Genomic DNA, 22022 nt, shown 5'->3' with positions numbered 1-22022 from the left:
GCTATAAGTCCCATTTATTAGCTTATTTATCAGGCATCATAGTTCGATTTGATGCCTGATTTATTAACCTTTTATTATCTACAAACCCATGAGCAGAGCAGTCATTGCTTTTCTGTTGCTTTGCTTTAAAATCTATGCAAATGAAAGCAATTATTAATCGAAGAGATTTCTTAAAAGCCGGAACGGTAACTGCTGTTGGTGCAGCTGTTCTTCCCCACGTTCTTTCCAGCTGCACTGCTGGACCGGCAAAAATTGGAGGTAACATGACCATTCACGACTATCTGGAACACTTTGGTGTGACCGAACAAATGATTCAGCAGATTATTGCTGAAGGATTATCAAAAGGCGGCGATTACTGCGATGTTTTCTTTCAGCACAGCATTGCCAATTACATTGGATTAGAGGACAATGCCGTTAACCGCGCCTATTCCGACATTAGCTTTGGAGTGGGTATTCGTGTATTAAAAGGCGACCAAACAGGCTATTCATTCAGCGAAGAAGTGAGCCTGGAAGCCATGAAGTCGGCGGCTAAAACAGCGGCCAACATTGCCAATAGCAGTGCCACTGTTGAGCCGGTTGCTTTTGAATCGCCCAAATTACCAAGCTACTATAAAATTAACACGGCCTGGGAAGAGGTGTCTATTAATGAAAAAATCCCTTACCTACAGCAGGTTAATGAAAAAGTGTTTGCACTGGACGGACGCGTTATTAAGTCAAACGTATGGTTCAACGATGAAACCTCTTATGTGCTTTTTGCCAACTCAGAGGGTCGCATGACATGCGATTATCAACCAATGGCGCAGTTATCGGTTAGCGTAACAGCCGAGCAGAACGGACAAAAAGAGCAAAACTATTTCGATTATTCAGGCCGTCGTGGCATCGAATTCTTTACGCCTGAAGCCATCAATACCTTAGCGAGTGAAGCTGTGAAACGCACCGTTTCTTTATTTGATGCTGTAAAACCTAAGGCTGGTGAATTACCAGTTGTATTAGCTGCGGGTAGTTCGGGTATCTTATTACACGAAGCAATCGGTCATGGTATGGAAGCAGACTTTAACCGTAAAGAGACATCTATCTTCAGCGATAAGATCGGTAAAAAAGTAGCTAAAGACTTTATCTCCATTGTTGATGACGGAACAAATGCAAACGTTCGTGGCTCAATCAATGTGGATGATGAAGGTAATAATACTGAAAAAACCTACATGGTGGCCGGCGGAACCATGGAATCGTATTTGCACGACCGCATCAGTGCCAAACATTACGGCGTGAAACCAACGGGTAATGGCCGACGAGAATCTTTCCGACATATGCCGATGCCTCGTATGCGTAACACCTACATGGAGAACGGACCTCATAAAAAAGAAGAAATTATTGAAAGTGTGAAATATGGTGTGTATGCCGAGTCCTTCTCAAATGGACAGGTAATGATTGGCGCCGGTGATTTCACTTTCTACGTTAAGTCGGGTTATTTGATTGAAAATGGTAAGCTAACACGTCCGATTAAAGACATCAACATCATTGGTAATGGACCAAAAGTATTGGCCGATATTGAAATGGTAGCTGATGACCTGAAGATGGCCGAAGGTGGCTGGACATGCGGTAAAAACGGACAAGGTGTGCCTGTTTCGCAAGGTTTGCCAACCGTTAAAGTATCCAAAATCACCGTTGGTGGTGTTAATGCTTAATCTTTAACCCGAAAAACGATAACGATGAACAATAAAGAACGACAAGAACTGGCCATGTGGGCCGTTGAGTTCGCCAAGCAAAAAGGAGCATCCGAAGTGGCTGCATCCATTAGCAATTCGCGCTCGGTTGAAATTGAAGTGCGCGAACAGAAGATAGAAACCATTAAGGAATCAACATCAAACGGTCTGAACCTGAATATTTATCGTGACCACAAATACTCAGGTCATTCAACCAATAACCTAAACAAGAAGGAGCTGGAGAAATTTATCACTGAAGCAGTTGAAGCCACCAAGTATTTAACAGCCGATGAATATCGTGAATTACCAGATCCATCGCTCTACCCAAGCGACTTGAGCAAGGATTTAAAACTAGAAGACAAGTCCTATTTACAGGTGACACCTGAGCAGCGTGTCCAAATCTCAAAAGAGATTGAGCAGGTAGCCCGTTCTAAAAGTGATAAAATTATTTCAGCAACCGGAGGTTTCAGCGACGACTATTCCGAAAGTGTGTTGGTACATAGTAACGGCTTAGTGGCTGAGCGCGCCTCAACATCATTCTGGGCAGGCGGTTCTGTAACGGTCAAAGATGGTGATGCTCGTCCTGAAGGTTGGCATTGGGGAGGCAGCCGCTTCTTTAATCAAATGCCATCGGCTGAAGAACTAGGTAGCAAATCAGCTGAATATGCGATTCAAAAGATGGGTCAGACCAAAATTGCATCAGGTAAATACGATATGCTGATTGAAAATCGCACAGCCGGACGCTTGCTATCAATGTTTATGCGCCCCATGTCGGCCAGAGCCTTGCAACAAAAAAGCTCCTACTTAGATGGTATGTTAGGCAAACAAATTGCCTCGCCACTCTTAACCGTCATTGATGATCCATTTATCGAAAGTGGTTTTGGCTCTCGCTTATATGATGGCCAGGGTATTGCGGCTAAAAAGCGTGTGATGATTGAAAAAGGCGTGCTCAAAGAGTATTACATCGACAATTATTACGGTAAAAAACTGGGAATGACACCCAATGGAGGTTCATCATCTAACATTCGTTTTGAACTGGGTCAGCGAGGTTTTAATGAAATTGTGAAAGATGTAAAATCTGGCATTTTCGTTACCTCATTTAACGGTGGTAACTCCAACTCAACAACCGGTGATTTCTCATTTGGTGTTTCCGGCTTTTTGGTTGAAGGTGGTAAAATCGTAAAACCTGTTAACGAAATGAATATCTCGGGAAATGCTAAAGAATTTTGGCAGCAGCTGACCGAAATGGGCAATGATCCCTATAAATATTCAAGTCTTCTAAGTCCTACATTAGTATTTAATGACATTGATTTTAGCGGATTGTAAAACAAGTTAAAAGTATATTGGCAGAAGGCAGTAGTTTATTCACAGTCTCCGTCGTTTAAAACAAAGAATAGGCTGTCAGATTTGGCAGCTTATTTTTTGTACTGAATTATATTTTCAGATTTTGAGGTCTTTTTATATTTTTGCGCTTTAATATTTAAAATATGGATCCAAATAGCCACAAAAAGCACCTGATAAATCGCCTTAACCCGGAAGAATTGAAACAACGTCTGGCTAATGAAACATATAGTCGCACCACTGTTTCTTTCTATCGCTATGTTATTATCGACAATCCTTCAGAGTTGCGTGATATTCTTTATTACATGTGGGATAAACTGCAGTGCTATGGCCGTATTTATCTGGCTAATGAAGGTATTAATGCACAAATGAGTGTGCCCGACCATTTTTGGCAGGATTTTAAGGAGCAGCTGAATACCATTCCTCAGTTTAAAGACATCCCCTTTAAAATAGCCGTGGAGGACAATGGACAATCTTTCCTCAAACTTCAAATTAAAGTACGGCAACAAATTGTGGCCGATGGATTACAATCGGATGAATACGATGTGACCAATGTGGGTCAACACCTGAGCGCTCAACAATGGAACCAAGCCATGGACGAAGGTGCTATTGTGGTTGATATGCGTAACCATTACGAAAGCGAGATCGGACGTTTTGATGGTGCTATTCTGCCCGATGCCGAAACATTTAAAGAAGAACTACCTGAGGTGGTTGATAAATTAAAAGGTAAAGAAGACCAGAAAATACTATTGTATTGTACGGGTGGTGTGCGTTGTGAAAAAACAAGTGCTTATCTCAAGCACCATGGTTTTTCAGATGTTAACCAGCTGCTGGGCGGTATTATAGATTACACACGACAAATTGAGTCAGAAAATATTGAGAATAAGTTTATCGGTAAAAACTTTGTATTTGATAATCGTTTAGGTGAACGCATTAGTGACGATATTATCAGCCATTGCCACCAATGCGGTGCACCTTGCGATACACACACCAATTGCGCCAATAAGCAATGTAACCTGCTCTTTATACAATGCGAGAGCTGCAGAGCAAAATACGATGCCTGTTGCAGTAACGATTGCCAGAGCTATATTTTAGCACCTGATGAGAAAAAGCCAGAACTGGCGCAGCAATTAACTTTTACCCGAGGAAAACGATTCCACAAACCTGTTCGCAGTGCTTAAATATTTTTGAAGCATGCGTTAGTTTCGTTAATTTGCACTTCCACATTTAGCAATTACGTATGAAAATTATATCATGGAATGTTAATGGCATCCGTGCCGTGATGAAAAAGGAATTTACTGAATCATTCAAGGCAATGGAGGCCGATATACTGTGCCTGCAGGAAACAAAAGCACAGGATAATCAGGTAACTGAAGCTCTGGCCGATTTTAACGACTATCATATTTACTCCAACTCGGCAGTTAAAAAAGGGTATTCGGGCACAGCTATTATCAGTAAAGAAAAACCACTGAGCATCACCAAAGATATGGGTATTGAAGAGCACGATCAGGAAGGACGTGTGCTTTGTGCCGAGTATGAAAACTTCTTTTTAGTAACCGTGTATGTGCCAAACTCAGGCAGCGAATTGAAGCGATTAAGCTATCGTCAGGAATGGGATAAAGATTTTTTCAACTACCTGAAAAAGCTGGAAGAAACGAAACCAGTGCTGGTATGTGGCGACTTTAACGTAGCCCACTCCGAAATTGATTTGGCGCGTCCAAAGCCTAATTACAACAAGTCGGCCGGCTATATGCAGGAAGAGATTGATGGTATGGATCGCTTTACGCAAGGTGGTTTCAAAGATACCTTCCGTTATTTTTATCCCGAAGTAACAGACAAATACTCATGGTGGAGCTACCGAGCCGGAGCACGCGGTAAGAATGTAGGCTGGAGAATCGATTATTTCTTAGCGTCTGAAAGTTTTTTACCTCAATTGAAAGATGCCTTTATCCTCAACGAAGTTATGGGTTCTGATCATTGTCCGGTTGGTGTGGAGTTATAATCTTTTAACAGATGTCATCGCTATTTGCTTGAATTGCTTAGCGATGACATCTGTTATACTTTCTTATTTTCCTTGCATAAGAGCATCTGCTAATTCGTTGCAAACTGCCAGTTTACCATCAATTAGGGTAGTTGTAGTAACAATTCCCTTTAAGCATAGCTTTTCATCAGGTAAGCGATAAATGTCTTGATAAAACATGTACTTAATGCCTTTGTGCTCCACGCGGGTACGTACCACAAATTTGTCATTGCTTTTCAATGGTGTCTTATACTGTAAATCAATGCGTGCCACTACAGCTACAATGTTCCTTTCAAACAACTCTTTAAAATTCACCCCAAGCGAATCAAGAAATTCATGACGAGTGTGTTCGAGGTAATTCTGGTAAACCGAGTTATTAACAATACCCTGCAAATCACATTCGTAATCACGCACTTTAAACTCTAATTCGTAATCGTATTGTTGAGTCATAATAAACTTTTTTGAAGCCATAAAAGTAATAAAAAAGGCTACCCAACAGGCAGCCCTTAACAATAACAGTCATATTATCTTATTGATCCTTATCCTCTTCTTTAAATTTAAAAAGCTTATACATCTTCTCAAAAATCTCAGTATTGTTATAAGTACCTATGAACTCTTCAGCTCCAGCCCCAAAAGCAAATACGGGCACCATAACAGCCGTATGGTCGCCAACATTAAAGCCAGCTTTCACATAACCTGCCTCCGAGTTTCCATCATTAATGGTCATTCCTCCAGTTTCATGGTCGGCTGTAACAATAACCAGTGTCCGCCTGTCTTCCATAGCAAATTTCAGGGCTTCAGCCAGTGCTCTATCCATATCTAAAACCTCGCCAGTAACGTAAGATGCGTCATTCTGATGGCCACCCCAATCAATCTGACTGCCCTCAACCATTAAAAAGAAACCTTTACTATCGGCATTGTCCAATATTTCAATCGCTTTACTTGTTGATTGTGTTAGCATCTCACCTCTATCGCGATAGCCAGGATTGTGAGCTACTGCTGTTAGAACTGCCAACTTACCAGAGTTAACTTCCTTCACTTCATCAATATTATAACCAACACGATAGCCTTTTTTATTTAGCTCCAGTACCAGGTTACGCCCGTCAACACGCTTGGTAAAAAAATCAGCTCCTCCGCCAATAAATACATCAATATCTGTTTCCAAAAAATCGGCAGCAATTGCCTCATACATGCTCCGCTGTGGCTGATGGGCTATAAACGAAGCCGGCGTGGCGTGGGTTATCGCTGACGTCGAAACCAACCCGGTGGCTTTTTCATTACGTTCGGCATATTCCAGAATAGTAGTGAGTTTTTCGCCATTCGCATCAATACCAATAGCTCCATTGTTCGTCCTCACTCCTGTTGAGAGAGCTGTTCCTCCGGCCGCCGAATCCGTCACATAATTATCAGCGCTTTGTGTTTTACTAAATCCAATATAGGGCATCTGCTCCATATTTAATCCACCGTTGACGGTGATACCTGAGAAAACCTGGGCTACGCCCATACCATCGCCAATAAACAAAATAATGTTCTTTGGACGCTTTTTAAAGCGTAGTTCATCGTAATTGATATCCAGAACATCGTATTTTTTTTCAATAGTATATTCATGTTTGGCATGAATATCTTTATAATCTTCCTGGGCAAAAACGCTATTTCCTATAAGGAATGCGACTGATAGAAATATAGTTGTTACACTTTTCATGGGACATTTTTTTAGTAGAATCAGCTAAAGAAATATATTTTAGTAAGAAAAACAACGCCAGCTCAGGTTTGTTTATTTATTTTCGTTTAGAATAGACATGTAAAACAAAATTATAATGGATAAAACAAAAATCTTATTTGTATGTCTGGGCAATATTTGTCGAAGCCCAAGTGCTGAAGCGGTGATGAAAGCCCTTGTTAAAAACCGCGGCATTGAGGAAGAATTTGAAATTGATTCAGCAGGCATTACGGGTTACCATGCTGGTGAACCTGCCGACCAACGTATGCAGCGGCACGCCCTGAATCGCGGCATTAACTTAACCAGTATCAGCCGACAGGTAAAAAGCCCCAAAGATTTTGATTACTTTGATTACATCATTGGCATGGACGACCAAAACATGGACGACCTTTATGGTTTATCGCCCAGTGACAAATCGGGCAAAATCAGCAAGATGACCGATTATTGCTCGCATCATCAAAATGCATCGGTTCCTGACCCCTACTATGGTGGTGCAGCCGGCTTTGAGTTAGTACTTGATATACTGGAAGATGCCTGTGATGGTTTGCTAAATCATATTGAAGCCAATGTCAAATAAGATTTTTTCGAAAATAGAAAAAGCTCTGCAATGCTCTATCACCAAGCAAAATATAGCTGGTGGTGGATGTATTGCTCAAAGCTCTGTCATTACCACCAATGATAAGCGCTCCTTCTTTTTAAAGCAAGGTTTTAGCGGTAGCATGTTTCGAAACGAAGCCAGAGGCTTGCAGGAACTTGCTAAAACCAAAGCCATTCGCATACCAGAAGTTATTTTAGTTGATGATGACTTGTTGTTGCTGGAAGCCATCAGAAGCGGACGTAAAAAAGCAGGTTTCTTCACTGAATTTGGCCAAGCCTTTGCCAGGATGCACCTCTTTACCCATTCATCCTATGGTTTTGATGAAGATAACTTTATTGGCTCTACCCCTCAGGTTAACAAATGGATGGATAACTGGGCAGACTTCTATTTTACCAATCGACTGTTATTTCAATTCAAACTAGCCGAAAAAAATGGCCATAGTGACAACTCTTTTCGAAAAGCATTTGCGGTTATTGAACAGAACATTGAAACCATACTAAAAGGAAGCGAAGAACCTCCATGTTTGTTGCATGGCGATTTATGGGGAGGCAACTATATGGTAGATGACCGCGGTGAAGCAGTATTGATAGACCCGGCCGTTTACTATGGCCATCGGGAAGCGGACTTGGCAATGACGAAACTTTTTGGCGGCTTCTCAGACGATTTTTATACCAGCTACAATGCCGCTTATCCTTTAAAAGATGGATATGCCTACCGGGAAAACATCTACTTACTCTATCATGTTCTGAACCATCTGAACCTATTTGGCGCATCATATAAACAACAAGCTATTCAATTGATGAACAGCTATCAATAAAAAAGGTGCTCACCACAACTCGAATGAACACCTTAGGATATTGATTTGTAGAAACTACTAACTCCTGATTTTATGTCCTTTCAATCCATAATAAAGGATGTAAAGAAAACATGGTATGCAAATAGCATAAGCATATTGAGCACTAAAAACATCCTTTAAGGATGCAAAAGCTGTTGGAATCAATGCTCCACCAACAATGGCAATCACCATCAATGATGAACCTGCTTTGGTGAATTTCCCTAAATCGGTCATTGCCAACGGCCACAAAGCCGGCCACATTAATGAGCAACCCAAGGCCATAAAAGCAATAAAATAAATTGAATAGGCCTCTGGCACTACAACCGTCATAACCGAACCAAACAAGGCCAAGTAGGCACAAATGCGCAATGCTCTATCCTGGCTAATAAACTTCGGAATAAACGCTGCCCCACAGATATAGCCAATCACCATGCCAATTGGTGCAATCCATGCATAATACTCAGCATTGGCCAATCCAAGGCTGGTAGCATAATCAACCAAAGTACCTAATGAGATGGTTTCAACACCTACATAAAGAAACAACGCCAACACGCCTAATAATAGGTGTGGAAACTGCCATATAGATGTTTTGTTAGCTGCATAGGGGCAGTCATCTGCGTTATCTTCATCTTCGCCAGCTGCCTTAATCTCAGGCAGCGGAGCAAGCAAAGCAATAACACCTAATAAAAGAAACACACCTATGATAATCATAAATGGTAAGTTGATATCAACCAATTGTACATGCTCAACTTCTTTTCCAATCACCAAAGCCAGAAATAGGGGAGCAATTGGCCACGCCAGTTTATTGGCGATACCCATTATGCTCATACGTTTTGCAGCGCTCTCAATGGGGCCTAAAATAGTTATATAAGGATTTACAGATGCCTGCAAGAAAGTATTACCCATTCCGCTAATAAAAGAGGCTACTAAAAATAAAGGCAAACTTTCGTTTTTGGCCGAAGGAATAAACAAGTAAAACCCGATGGCAAACATTAAGAATGAAAGTGCCATGGTGTTTTTATATCCAATCTTACCTATTACAAGTGACGCAGGGTATCCAAACAATAAAAAGGCCGAGAAAGTAGCTGCCAACACCAAATATGATTCTGTTGAGGATATTTCAAGTGCCGAATTTAAAAGTGGTATTAAGTAACTGTTAATGCCTAGTGCAAATCCTATTGCAAAAAACATTAAACCAATAATCATGATAGGAACCAAATAACTCTTCCCGTCATTTCCTGTAGAATTTGTCATGTCGATTATTTTTTGGTTTTAATTTTTGATGCAACAAATATACATTTAAAAACCAAAAATCTATCGTTTACTTTCGTTTTGAAGTAATTAATTTTCTTTTCATTTGTATAGAAATATTTCGAAAGCTTAACTGCATTGCTCTGAAATAAAATGGATATGTTCTTTACACAAGCGTGTTCTGTAGATGCGTTTAAGGCGATCACTATAATAAATTTGCCATGCTACGGGGATATCAGCATCAAGTTTGTTCAGCTGTTTCATGAAGGCCTCCATTGGTCGATTGGTGCGCAGTGCCTTAACCAATGGAACACTATTTCTACGCTCCTGATCGATGGAGAAATCCATCATAACATTATACAGTTCACGGGAAGTAAGCGGCTCAATCTTATAATAATTATCCGGATTGGATTCAATCTCATTGTACAGTCGTTCATAATCTTCATCAGAATCCATAAAATCCATAAAATCGTAATCCTCAGGAATAGCAATGACGCGCTTGCTTTGTCGCTGAACATACACAATCAGGTTATCATTCATCAGTTTAATAATACGCTCTATGAGTTCTGATGTATTCTTCATAACTGCTCTATTAAAAGGTAAATCTTCTGCCAATAAATTTATAATATTCTTTCAATAAAAGCACGAACTGAAGATTTATTTACGCTGAATATTGTCATGTTTTTAACTTTGTTTTATCATGTTCAATTTGGTATTTTAATTACGCTAACTATTTTTATAGCTTTCAAAAAATTTCTGAATACAAAAACATCATACAAAAGAAAGTAATTGAAAATTCATAACCAACATATTAACATTGAACTCATCCGTTCCGGAGATGAAGGCGCCTTTGAAAAAGTATATAAACAATACTTTAGTTCACTTTACTTTTTTGCCATCCAATATGTTGACAAAAAATCTGAAGCAGAAAACCTTGTCCAGGAAACTTTTTTATCGTTGTGGGTCAATAAAGAGAGTATAACAGGCCAATCGAACAACACAATAAAATCATGGCTTTACACCACTTTAAAAAATAAGTGCCTTAATTATCTGGAAAAGGAAAGTAATAAACGCCAATACACCAATTATCAGCGCCAAAAACATGAAGCTGACATTGATATCCTTGGGCAAATGCAAATATCAGATGTGACATTTGATGAAATTGAACAATTACTTCATAAAGCATTAGACGAAATGCCAGAGCAATGTCGAAGGGTTTTTGAATTAAGCCGCTTTAATGGACTAAAAAACAAAGAAATTGCTTTAGAACTCAACATCTCTATTAAAGCTGTGGAGGCTAACATGACCAGAGCTTTAAAGTCTTTGCGCATTCATTTAAAAGATTACCTGCCTCTTTGTATTTTACTAGGACTCATCTAAACAAGCTATTTTTTTTATTTCCTATGTAGGGTAACTAATCGTTTACCTGTCTTAATAATCAGAAGACAACGACACCATGAATAAAAAATTGATTTGGGAACTTATTACAAAACAGTTACCTCCTGATAAAGAAAGTGAACTCTGGGAACAGATTCAGGCATCACCTGAATGGTTGAGCCAATATAAAAACATGAAACGCATCTGGTCACTATCTGATAGCTACCGTGCGTTGCCGCAAAAAGACGTTGAGGCCAAATACAAAGAATTTAAGCAGTCATACCAAAGAAAAGAAGCAAAAAAATCATGGATATTGCCAATTTTGAAATACGCCGCAATTCTTATTATAGCATTCATCTCATCCTATTCGCTATGGATGTTTAACAATTCTCAATCATCAAACTATGTAGCAGTAAACCACTACGAAACGGGAAAAGGCAGTGTGAATACCATTCTATTAAGTGATGGCTCACAAATTTGGTTAAATGCCAACTCATCAATCGATATCAACAAAGCAGAATCCAACTACATTGAACTGCGATTAAGTGGTGAAGCACTATTTGACATTGTACACAACGACAATCGTCGTTTTATTGTCAATGTTAATCAGTTAAAAATTGAGGATTTAGGTACCCGTTTTAACATCAGAAGCTTTGAGAAAGATAAAGAAGTTATAGCGACTCTGATTGAAGGAGAAATTGAAATCAGTGACACCCAACATCAATTTACTGAGCATTTATTGCCTGGTCAACAAATGCAATACTCAACCATTGATGGACGCTATACGATAGCCAGTATCGACACAACTTATGTAGGAACCTGGAAGGATAGCAAGTTTGAATTTGTGAACAAATCACTGGAAGACATTGCACACGATTTGGAGAACTGGTATGGCGTTCATATCACGTTTAAAAACAAGAAAATTGCACAAGAGCGTTTTACTGGTGTCATTCAAAAAAGCACCAACATTGATAAAGTTCTGGAAGTCATTGCCTATTCGGCAGGCATTAAATACAGTATTAACAAAATAAACAATCAAACAGAAATTATGATCCAATAAAAAAGCAGCAGCCAGGTGGAAGCGGCTACTGCTTATAGTTTTTACGAAACTGCTCCAACAGTTTCATAATGTTTAATTATAACATCACAAATTTATGAAAAAAAAGCAAACTAGGCTCTGGTGGAAGCACCTGGGCATTGGGAAAATTCTACGTATCATGAAAATTACGTTCGTTCTAATGGTCGTATGCGGTTTGTCGGTATCGGCTGCCGGTTTTGGTCAAAACAAAAAACTAACCCTTTCGGTTAAAAATGCCACTCTTCTGGAGATATTCAAAGAAATTGAGGCGACAACCGATTTAGGCTTTTTGTATAAAAACGACCAGATAGATCTTAACCAAACCTTTTCGGTGAATGCCCAAAATGAAGATGTACATGAATTTTTGAGCGAATTGCTGGATGAAGCAAACTATACGTTCACCATCATCGAAAACAATGTAGTGGTAACCAAAGTACAATCAAGTACAAAAAACCAATCAATACAACAAGAAGCGGTTCAGGTAACCGGGAAAGTGGTTGATGCCAATGGAGACCCATTACCAGGAGTTAATGTGTACGATAAAACGAATCCTCAAAACGGTGTGATTACTGGCATTGACGGCAACTATACTATCAATGTCACTAATGAAAATGTTGTTTTAGCATTCTCATTTATCGGTTTTGAAGATCAAGAGGTACAGGTTGCTGGTCGCACAAAAGTTGACATAACCCTTGTTGAAGAGCAAATAGGGATTGAAGAAGTGGTTGTAACAGGTTATGGCACGGTGGCTAAGGAAGCTTATACAGGTTCAGCATCCATTGTTAGTGCTAAGAAAATTGAGGAACGCCCGGTAGCATCTTTCCAGGATGTTTTAAGAGGTAACTCTCCAGGTACCATTGTGACTGGAACCGGTCAGCCAGGTGTTATGAACAGCATACGCCTGCGTGGCATCAGCTCTATGAATGCGTCCAATGCACCGCTTTATGTCATTGATGGTGTCATTATGGACATTTCAAACATGTCGAGCAGCTCTCAGTACGCCACCAACCCGCTCAACTCCATTAACCCATCCGATATTAAATCGATGACAGTATTGAAAGATGCTGCTTCGGCTTCGCTTTATGGTTCACGAGGTGCCAATGGTGTTATTGTTATTACAACCAAACAAGGTCGCGAAAGTGATAAGCCGCAATACAGTGTGGATATGCAAATGGGTGTTTCAGAATTATTCAATGCCAGTAAACCAGATTTAGTTAACAAAGAGGAGTTTATGGAATTATGGCTGGAAGGTGAAATGCACTACCAGGTAAGACGCAAAACAGGCTACGACGATTTCTTTACAGAAATCCAAAACCTATATGCAGATAAAGAAAACTACATGGTCAATGGTCGAAACTACCACGATTGGTACAATTATGCCAAAGATCAGTTCAACAGTCATTTCAAAATCTACAGTCCTAATAACGATGATTACTACGATAACTTCTTTAATGAAGACGGTACTCCTGGTGAAGATTACGATAAATTGGCCGATACCAACTGGTACGATGAAATAACACGTGTGGCTCCTTTCCAAAAATTTAATGTTTCAACACAGGGTGGAAATAGTCACTTTAACTATTATGCTTCACTTGAATACTTTAACCAGGAAGGTATTATAATCGGTAGTGGTTTAGAGCGTTACTCACTGCGTACTAACCTTTCGTCGAAACCTAGTGGTGCACTCATTCATTGGGGATTAAACAACATGATGTCATACAGTGATCAGCAAGGACCGCGTTCTAATGCATATGGCTATGCCATGCCGCAATACACGGCTTTAGCCATTGCTCCTGTTGCCCCTGTTTACCTGGAAGATGGTTCCTACAACCTCAATCTGCCCAAAGGTGTTAACAATAACCAGAATCCTGTGGCTGTTTCCAAAGAAAACTATTACTTACGTCCACAAACCAAAATTATTACATCAGGATGGTTACAACTTAACTTCACTGATTACCTCAATTTGAATAGCAGAACTAACCTGGATTACACCCATGCCCGTCAGCGCAACTGGTACAATAAAGATTTTGGGGATGGATTGTCAGACGGTGGTTCTTTATACGAAAGAGATGCCCGTCGCCGTAAGTTAAGTAACACGACTTTGCTTAATTTTAATAAAAGCTTTAACGAAGTACACAGCATCAGCGGTTATGTAGGTGCAGAAGTAGAAGATGTAAAATACGAATACATTGGAGCATCAGGTGTTAATTTCCCAACAAATAACACACCTTACCTGAGTGCTGCAGCAACTCCTGAATCGGTTAGTGGTTCGGGTAACGAATATGGTATGTTCTCTATCTTGTCTGCCGCCAATTATGTGTATAATGGTAAATATTACTTATCGGCAACCTACCGTGTTGATGAATCGTCTCGTTTCTCTGAGGCGAACCGCAAAGGTAGTTTCTGGTCTGTTTCAGGGGCATGGCGCCTTTCAGAAGAGGATTTTATGTCGAACATTAGTTTTATAGATAATCTAAAACTAAAGGCGAGTATTGGTACCAATGGTACACTTCCTTCTGAATTATATGCCTGGCAGTCGCTTTATTCTTTTGGATATGACTACAAAGAGACACCCGGTTCAACGCCTCCTAGCATCGCCAATAAAGACTTAACCTGGGAGGAAAATGAAGTGTATAATATTGGTTTCGAATCACGTTTATTCAACCGTGTTAATTTTAACGTTGAATACTACAACCGAACAACCAAAAATTTATTACAAGACCTTCCTATATCGGGTACTAGTGGTTATACATCAATGCTGGTTAATTCTGATGCTAGCCTGAGCAACAGAGGTATTGAAGTGGATATTAATGCCGACATCATCCGCAACTCTGATTTTAACTGGAACATAAATGTAAATGCAGCCACCTTAAAAAATGAGTTTTCAGGCCTTGAAAACGACATTATAAGCACTACACAGATTAAGCGTAATGGCGAAAGCTACTACACCTGGTACATGCCAGAGTGGGCTGGTGTTGACCCTGAAACCGGAGAACAGCGATGGTATGGCAGAGATGAAGAGACTGGAGAGGAAATCATTGTTAAAGACTTTGATGATGCTGAACGTCGTATTTTAGGCAAAGCATTACCTAAAGTAACCGGAGGATTGTCCAGTACATTTACCTGGAAAGGTCTTGATTTTAGTTTCTTATTCACCTATGGAGTGGGACATCATGTGATGGACTATACTGGTCGTACGGCGACTAAAAATGATGGTTATCGCGATTATCGCGGCATTGAACGTAGTCAGCTCGATCGCTGGACACCTGACAACAGAAGCGGTAAAGAACCCATCCGTGTAAACTCATCAGGAACATGGAATCGCTACCGCTCGTCGCGTTACCTGTATAAAGGTGACTATCTGAAACTGAAGAACATTAAATTACAATATACCATCCCATCGTCGATAACGGATAAATTAAAACTGCGCAGCGCCAGCGTATTTGCACAGGCTGAAAACCTTTGGGTGGCTACAGAACTCGATGGCTTCGACCCTGAAATTTCGTTAAGTGGATACCGAGATCCTGATCAATATCCAACAGCGACAACATACACATTTGGTTTAAAGCTTAACTTTTAACACGTACTACAATGAAAAATAAACTATTAATAATTACCTTATTACTAGCTGTTTTATGGAGCTGTGATGATGTACTTGACAAACAACCATACACATCGATACCCGATTCTGAAATGTTTACCGATACTGAAGGTGCTCAACAAGCACTCAACGGTATTTACAACGAAATCAGCGGTGCCGACTACTATGGACGTCTTATCTATGCCTTTGAAGGCTCTAAAGGGCCCGATTTTTATGTGGAGGATACTGGTAACCGATTCCAGGAGGAAAATGGCTATCGCGAATCATCAACTTTAGATGGCTATGCCAACGATGCATGGGATAAAATTTACAGCACTATCTTTTTATGCAATAAAATGTTGGCTAATATCGACTTAACAGAAGGAGAGGCTGATGAAATCCGTCGATTAAGAGGTGAAGCTTTAGCCATTCGTACATTGGCCTATTTCGACCTGATGCGCTTATTTGCTTACCCGCCTACTTTCTCAGTTCCGGGAGGTGCCAATTACAATGACCAATACAAATGGGGTGTTCCATTGTTATTATCTCAGGAAGACCATATTAATGCATCAATAGAAGGACCAAAGCGAGTTGAGGCTGCTGCCTGTTATGCCCAAATCACTAGCGACTTTGAAGAGGCCGCTGGTTATTTAGATGGAACTTCTGCAGCATCAGGCACCATCTCATACGAAGCTGTCAATGCGATATTAGCACGTGTCTACTTGTATATGGGCGAATGGAGCAAAGTGATAACTGCTGGCGAAAAAGCCCTGGGTGGAACAAGCATGCTCGGTTATGCTGCTTATACAAGTAACTACTTTAAGCCTTATAACAGTGAAAGTATTTGGGAAATTGAGTATTCTTTAGCCGATAACCTGGGTTCTAACTCATTGAACCACCTAACGCGTAACCCAACAGTTGATATACCTGGTGATCCTAACGATGGAACCATAGCAGATGACGGAATTGGATATGCTGGTTATGGTGGTAACATCTATTTGGGTGCCCTACTGAATGAAGTAGATGGCGACGTGCGTCAATATCTGATTTGCGACAACGAATTGGGCGACGATACCGGAATTCGCAAATACATTGGTGATGGCAACCACTCGGTACACAATATCTATATGGTGCGTCTACCAGAAGTTTACCTGACTTTGGCCGAAGCCTATGCCGAACAAGGAACTGATCTTGGCAAGGCAGCTGAATACATGAATCATGTGTATGAAGCACGAACCAATGTTGAATATACTGCACCAGCGACAGGAGACCTAATCGTAGCCGACGTTTTAAAAGAACGCCGCAAAGAGTTGGTATTAGAAGGACACACATTTTGGGATCATTTCCGCCGTGCTATTCCTTTTGACCGCGAAGCTGAAGGCAACGTGAGTAATGATGTGGCACATATCGATTACACACAGCCTCAGGTGGTATATCCAATCCCAATGAATGAGATGGAAGCCAACCCTAACATACGAGATCAACAAAACCCTGGTTATGCCCCCTATGCTGCTGGCGAGTAAGGCAACATATGATTAAAGGTTTAGTTGTGTAATTTTTGCATAACCTTGGTAACAGTGCCGAAGAAGCCGATGTGTGACTGGCTTCTTCGGCCTTTTTAATATATTTACTCCCCTAAAACAGCATCGATGAAATTAACAGTAAGAAAAAGCATTGTTATAATTACTGGCGTAGCATTGGCCATTATTCTAGCCTTAAAGTTTTACCCTCGTTTAACAAGCCATGTTGTAGAAATAGATTTATTAAGCGAAGCAGGTATTAGCGATGGCCCTTACGTATTTTTCGACAACAAAACAACGAGCGTGCAATGGATTAGCAACGATTCGCTTTTTAAGTTAGAGAGCAAACCAAGCGACTATATCCACATTGGTGAAGGTGTTGATTTTAAATTCCAACCCAAACAATTACTGGCGTTAAACAGCAGGCCTGAAAACCAATATGACCAGGTGGATAAAATAGCTACATTAAGCGATATTCATGGTCAATACGAATTGTACATTCAATTATTGGAGGCCAACCACATTATTGACGCAAAAGGTAACTGGAGCTACGGCAAAGGCCACCTGGTAATTATTGGTGATGCCTTCGACCGGGGCGAAAAAGTGACCGAAACACTCTGGCATATTTTAAAACTAAGACAACAAGCCGACAAGGCAGGTGGCAAAGTGCACTATTTACTAGGCAACCACGACGTGATGGTTCTTAACGGTGATTTACGCTACATACACGATAAATACAAAACAGTTGCAGAACAAACCGGCTTAAGCTATGCACAGCTTTTCGCTCACAATTCATTAATGGGACAATGGCTCAGAAACTGTCCGGTGGTGCTGCGCATTAACAATATTATTTTTAACCATGCCGGTCTTTCTATGGCCATGGTCAATAGCGGACAAACAATTGATAAGATTAATAACACCTTTTCTACAAGCATTATTGACAACAATAAAGACAGTATTCGCGCCAGCGAAGAGTTATCCTTATTAGCACGTTCGCAAGGCCCCATCTGGTACCGCGGTTATTTCCGTGACACTACTTTAACAAATGCCTCTATTGACTCCATCCTTCATCATTTTAATGTGAACCATATAGTGGTTGGACACACCTCTATGGAGCAAGTTGAAGTATTGTTTGACAAGCGCATTCTGGCTGCCGATACATCCATTAAAAGAGGCGAAAACGGTGAACTATTAATCATTGATAATAACCGGTTTTATCGGGCAGGATTAGATGGTAAAAAAGAGCTGTTGTGGTAAAATATTGTTAATAACCATGCAACGGGAGTCGCTCGGCAGCGAGGGACCATGACGCGAATAACTCAGAAATTGAAGACAAGTATTTTGAGCAACCAAAGAAGTGGTTCTCGAAGTCTGTTCATTGAGTGGAGTCGAGATGACATTTAAACCAAACTGATTATCGACACCTAATTACTCCGACTCCGCTCAGTGACCGAGTTAGTTGTTTGAAGACAAGCTCTACGATTGCATAACTTCTTTACCCAATTTTGTTTCTATAACTTTTGTGGATACTGTTGGAATACTAAAACAAACTTGTGTTCCCACTTCCTGGTGAGAATTTACCCATATTTTACCTCCATGCAACTCCACAAATTCTTTACACAAAATTAAACCAAGACCTGTACCCTTTTTCGATATATCAGAACCGATATAATAAGTTTCCTTTTTATCAAACAGCTGATTTAACTTATCAGCTGTAATGCCGGTTCCCTTATCAATTACCGTAAAGCGAACTTCATGGTCGCTAATGGTTGCGGCAATAGACACCAGGCTATTTTCAGGGGTGTATCGAATGGCATTCGACACAAGATTACGAATCACAGTGCGAAACATATTAACATCCACCTTCAAACTAAGGCTTTTCTGCACATCAATAATAAAGTCAACATTTTTGTTATTAATCGATTGCTCTAATAATTGAACTGTTTGCTTGACAACCGGATAAATTGGTGTCGTTTGCGGACTATAAGAAATTTCACCACGCTGAGAGTTGGCCCACGTTAACAGATTCTCTAACAAATAATAGGTACTTGACGATGATACGCGGGCTGATTGAAGTAGATTCGTAACGTCTTGCGGTTCTAACTCTGGCAACTCCATATATAGCTCCACCAATTCTTTCAAGCCGCCAACAGGACCACGTAAATCATGCCCTATTATTGACAAAATACGGTCTTTTGACTGGCTTGATTGTTCCAGTTTCTTGTTAAGCGCTATCAGCTCTCCCTGTTTTAGCTTCAACTTTTCATCGGCACGTATCAATTTATTCCAATGCCGCTTCATGTAAAAACCATTAATTAACAAAACAACAATAAAAGCTATCACAAAAAAAACGATCACCTTTAAGCTCTTAAGTTCTGCTTGTTGTAGCTCATCTTCCTGTTGCATCAGTTTTATTGTCTGATCACGTCGTTCTATTTCAAATGCTTCTTCAATTTCAAGTAGTTGCTCAGAGAAAACGGCATTACTAATCGAATCTTTATCCGACGAAAAATCATAAAGAGCGGCTTGTGCCTGTTCTCTTTCTCCTTTTAAAATATAATAATCGGTAGTATTGAATTTAAAAGAAAGTATTTGTTCAGATGGGATTTTCAGTTTGGTAAGCCAATCACTCATTATGGTGTGATAGAATTCTGCATCTTGCATCTGTTGGGTCTTTATGCTAATCCTAAATAGGTTTTGATAGCTGGCAAACATCCCCAGTGAATCTTTCTCCTGTTGCTTTATGGCAAGAGATTTATTAATATATTTCTTCGCATTTGCCCAATCATGCTTATAAATATAGATGACTCCAAGGTTGTTATACAAAGGTTTTAAGCGCCTGGTATTATTACTAATATTAATACTCTCCTCAAGCATTTTGTAATACTCCAAGGCCTCATCTGCCTGCGCCTGTTCGGTGTAAAAGTTAGCCACATTTAAATACACCATTTCCTTTAAATTGCGATCAGTCGATTTATCAACCAAATTCAATAATTGCTGATTGTATTTGTTTGCCAATTCAAAATTATCCGTCTTAGAATAATAATTAGCCAGACGTGAAAAAGCATAAATAACGCCTAAATCATAATTGGTTGCCTTAAAGCACTTGGCCGCTTCATTAAACACACTATGCAGCTCTTCTACATCATTTTCATCAATAGCCCTAACACCAACAAAAAACAAAGCTTCACCGAGCCCTCTTTTACAATTGGACGCTCGCATTTCATTCACAGCAAGCTGCAGCAAAGAGTCTATCTCTAACCCTTCATTTTTATGTTGTTTACAAAATTGAATATAAAAAGCCGCTTGTTCGAACTCCTCTTTATGTGTAACTTCCTCAATAACCTCTTTTAAAAGTAACTCAAACTCAGTTCCCTTATTTTGTTTTGCTACAAACCGAATCGCTTTATCCTTAGCATCTAAATATTTATTAGTAAGTGAATCCTGCTCTGTAGCAAATACCAGATGTACTGATAGTAAACACAAAATCGTTAACAAGGAGGTTATTAGTCGCATTTGAGTAAGAGTATTAATCAGCGATGTAAAATACTATTTTTTTTGATGGATAAAAATCTGTTACTGAGCACTCACCTCACTTACCTCACCAACGGACACCTTTTTATAGCTTTTTGAAGGGATACTAAAGCATACTTTGGTTCCGGCCCCTACTTCTGATTCAATCCAGATGGTGCCACCATGGCGCTCCACAAACTCCTTACAGAGTATGAGTCCAAGACCAGTACCTTTGGCAGTCATTTCGGTGCCAATAAAGTAAGCTTCTTTCTTTTTAAAGATGCGTTCGGTTTCGTCGGCTGTCATACCCTCACCCTGGTCGCAGACGCAAAAATGGATGCTGCGGCCTTCTTCTTTAGCCGATATGTTTATCAGGCTGTCTTCCGGTGAGTATTTAAGGGCATTGGATACCAGGTTGCGAATGATGGTGCGCAGCATATTCATATCCACTTGCACCACCAATGCCTCGGGTATATCGTATTCGAATTTGACACGACGCGTATTGATGGAAGCATCCAGCAATTGCACGGTTTGTTTAATTAGAGGCAATAGAGGTGTTGATACCGGGTTATAAACGATATCGCCACGCTGAGAATTGGCCCAGCTTAGCAAGTTCTCTAACAGGTGGTAGGTACTAGTTGATGCTTCGCGAGCCGTTTTTAATAAATTATCAATATCATGAGGCTCGTATTCGGGCAGCTCCATATAAAGCTCAATCAATTCTTTTAAACCACCAACAGGTCCTCGTAAATCGTGACCGATAACCGACAAAATGCGCTCCTTGGCCAGGTTAGACACCCGCAATTGCTCGTTCATGCCGGTGATGTCTTCTTTCTGTCGCAACAGGCGGCGACGCGACTGCACTAACTCCTTGCGCTGACGGTTGATAAAATAGGCCACAATAATCATCAGTACTAAAAAGCCAACGGAAACATAGACCAAGATATTTTTTGTTTTTAGGCGCGCTTGGTTAAGGGCATCTTCTTTTTCGAGCAGAGCTATCTCACGGTCTTTTTCTTTGAGCTCAAAGCTCTTTTGCATGTCGATAAGCTTGTCGGAGAAAGCAGCGTTGGAAAGGGAGTCTTTAGAGTTGACTAAAACATTAATAGCTTCTCTTGCCTTTTCAATGTCATTTAGTAATAGATAATAGTCAATCTTTGAATAAAGAAAATTTAATCTAGTATTTATATCAAGATTATGTTCACAGTAGAGTATTTCTAATTTTTCTAGATAAATATGCGATAGTTCAAGATCTTTTTGATTAATTGAGAGTTCAAATAAGTTTTGAAGGGTAGTCGCAATTCCATTAATATCATTAATTTGATTTTTTAAACTAAGTGACTTGGTAAACTCCTGTTTAGCTTGGATAAATTTATTCATCTTAAGGAAAAGAGCTCCCTTGTTATTGTGGACCTTCGCTTTTTTAGAAATCGATAGAGTTTCAAAGTATTCTTTTTCAATTAACTCATATGCTTTAATAGACTCA

At 40.0% G+C, this 22022-nt stretch carries 17 protein-coding genes; 11 read left to right on the top strand and 6 right to left on the bottom strand.

Translation table 11 applies throughout. The features are described from left to right. Positions 1-140: 140 nt before the first annotated feature. The 4 genes from J1N10_RS09460 to J1N10_RS09445 all read left to right on the top strand — a co-directional run bounded on the left by J1N10_RS09460 (position 141) and on the right by J1N10_RS09445 (position 5046). Positions 141-1685 (top strand): metallopeptidase TldD-related protein, encoded by a 1545-nt coding sequence (locus J1N10_RS09460; protein WP_262326456.1) that lies wholly within the window; start codon positions 141-143, stop codon positions 1683-1685. Positions 1686-1709: 24 nt separating this feature from the next. Further along, positions 1710-3029: a TldD/PmbA family protein gene (locus J1N10_RS09455; RefSeq protein ID WP_262326455.1), complete on the top strand. Its 1320-nt coding sequence runs from the start codon at positions 1710-1712 to the stop codon at positions 3027-3029. 161 nt (positions 3030-3190) lie between these two features. Further along, positions 3191-4225: an oxygen-dependent tRNA uridine(34) hydroxylase TrhO gene (gene trhO / locus J1N10_RS09450; protein WP_262326454.1), complete on the top strand. Its 1035-nt coding sequence runs from the start codon at positions 3191-3193 to the stop codon at positions 4223-4225. A 59-nt stretch (positions 4226-4284) separates the two neighbouring features. Continuing rightward, the gene (locus J1N10_RS09445; protein WP_262326453.1) at positions 4285-5046 is read left to right on the top strand and encodes an exodeoxyribonuclease III; all 762 of its coding nucleotides are present in this window, start codon (positions 4285-4287) and stop codon (positions 5044-5046) included. 63 nt (positions 5047-5109) lie between these two features. On the opposite strand, the gene J1N10_RS09440 is transcribed toward J1N10_RS09445, so the two are convergent. After that, positions 5110-5514, bottom strand: a complete 405-nt coding sequence (locus J1N10_RS09440) for an acyl-CoA thioesterase (RefSeq protein WP_262326452.1) — start codon at positions 5512-5514, stop codon at positions 5110-5112. Between the two features lie 79 nt (positions 5515-5593). Continuing rightward, on the bottom strand, positions 5594-6766 hold the full coding sequence (locus J1N10_RS09435; protein ID WP_262326451.1) for an alkaline phosphatase: 1173 nt from the start codon (positions 6764-6766) through the stop codon (positions 5594-5596). Positions 6767-6881: 115 nt separating this feature from the next. Here J1N10_RS09435 and J1N10_RS09430 point away from each other — a divergent pair, with 115 nt between their 5' ends. After that, positions 6882-7361, top strand: a complete 480-nt coding sequence (locus tag J1N10_RS09430) for a low molecular weight protein-tyrosine-phosphatase (protein ID WP_262326450.1) — start codon at positions 6882-6884, stop codon at positions 7359-7361. Beyond that, positions 7351-8199: a fructosamine kinase family protein gene (locus J1N10_RS09425; protein WP_262326449.1), complete on the top strand. Its 849-nt coding sequence runs from the start codon at positions 7351-7353 to the stop codon at positions 8197-8199. The genes J1N10_RS09430 and J1N10_RS09425 overlap by 11 nt, the downstream gene beginning before the upstream one ends. A 57-nt stretch (positions 8200-8256) precedes the next feature. Here the strand turns inward: J1N10_RS09425 and gluP are convergent, their stop codons facing one another. Beyond that, a complete protein-coding gene (gene gluP / locus J1N10_RS09420; protein WP_262326448.1) occupies positions 8257-9471 on the bottom strand; it encodes a glucose/galactose MFS transporter in 1215 nt (404 codons plus the stop codon). Positions 9472-9597: 126 nt separating this feature from the next. After that, positions 9598-10050 (bottom strand): UPF0158 family protein, encoded by a 453-nt coding sequence (locus tag J1N10_RS09415; protein WP_262326447.1) that lies wholly within the window; start codon positions 10048-10050, stop codon positions 9598-9600. 207 nt (positions 10051-10257) lie between these two features. Here J1N10_RS09415 and J1N10_RS09410 point away from each other — a divergent pair, with 207 nt between their 5' ends. From J1N10_RS09410 to J1N10_RS09390, 5 genes are all read left to right on the top strand, one after another. After that, positions 10258-10848: an RNA polymerase sigma-70 factor gene (locus tag J1N10_RS09410; protein ID WP_262326446.1), complete on the top strand. Its 591-nt coding sequence runs from the start codon at positions 10258-10260 to the stop codon at positions 10846-10848. A gap of 76 nt (positions 10849-10924) precedes the next feature. Beyond that, positions 10925-11905, top strand: a complete 981-nt coding sequence (locus J1N10_RS09405) for a FecR family protein (RefSeq protein WP_262326445.1) — start codon at positions 10925-10927, stop codon at positions 11903-11905. A gap of 157 nt (positions 11906-12062) precedes the next feature. After that, positions 12063-15503: a TonB-dependent receptor gene (locus J1N10_RS09400; protein ID WP_262326444.1), complete on the top strand. Its 3441-nt coding sequence runs from the start codon at positions 12063-12065 to the stop codon at positions 15501-15503. An 11-nt stretch (positions 15504-15514) separates the two neighbouring features. Next, on the top strand, positions 15515-17026 hold the full coding sequence (locus tag J1N10_RS09395) for a RagB/SusD family nutrient uptake outer membrane protein (protein ID WP_262326443.1): 1512 nt from the start codon (positions 15515-15517) through the stop codon (positions 17024-17026). Between the two features lie 126 nt (positions 17027-17152). After that, positions 17153-18280, top strand: a complete 1128-nt coding sequence (locus tag J1N10_RS09390) for a metallophosphoesterase (protein WP_262326442.1) — start codon at positions 17153-17155, stop codon at positions 18278-18280. A gap of 219 nt (positions 18281-18499) precedes the next feature. Here the strand turns inward: J1N10_RS09390 and J1N10_RS09385 are convergent, their stop codons facing one another. Then, positions 18500-20539 carry a sensor histidine kinase gene (locus tag J1N10_RS09385; protein WP_262326441.1) on the bottom strand — a complete coding sequence of 680 codons (2040 nt, stop codon included), beginning with the start codon at positions 20537-20539 and terminating at the stop codon, positions 18500-18502. 60 nt (positions 20540-20599) lie between these two features. Beyond that, positions 20600-22022: sensor histidine kinase (locus J1N10_RS09380; protein ID WP_262326440.1), on the bottom strand; the 1423-nt coding region annotated here is incomplete at its 5' end.

Origin of the sequence: Carboxylicivirga litoralis (genome assembly GCF_025499605.1) — a bacterium.
Lineage (GTDB): Bacteria > Bacteroidota > Bacteroidia > Bacteroidales > Marinilabiliaceae > Carboxylicivirga > Carboxylicivirga litoralis.
Note: the sequence above shows the minus strand (reverse complement) of the source record. Positions and strands in the feature narration are given on the sequence as shown.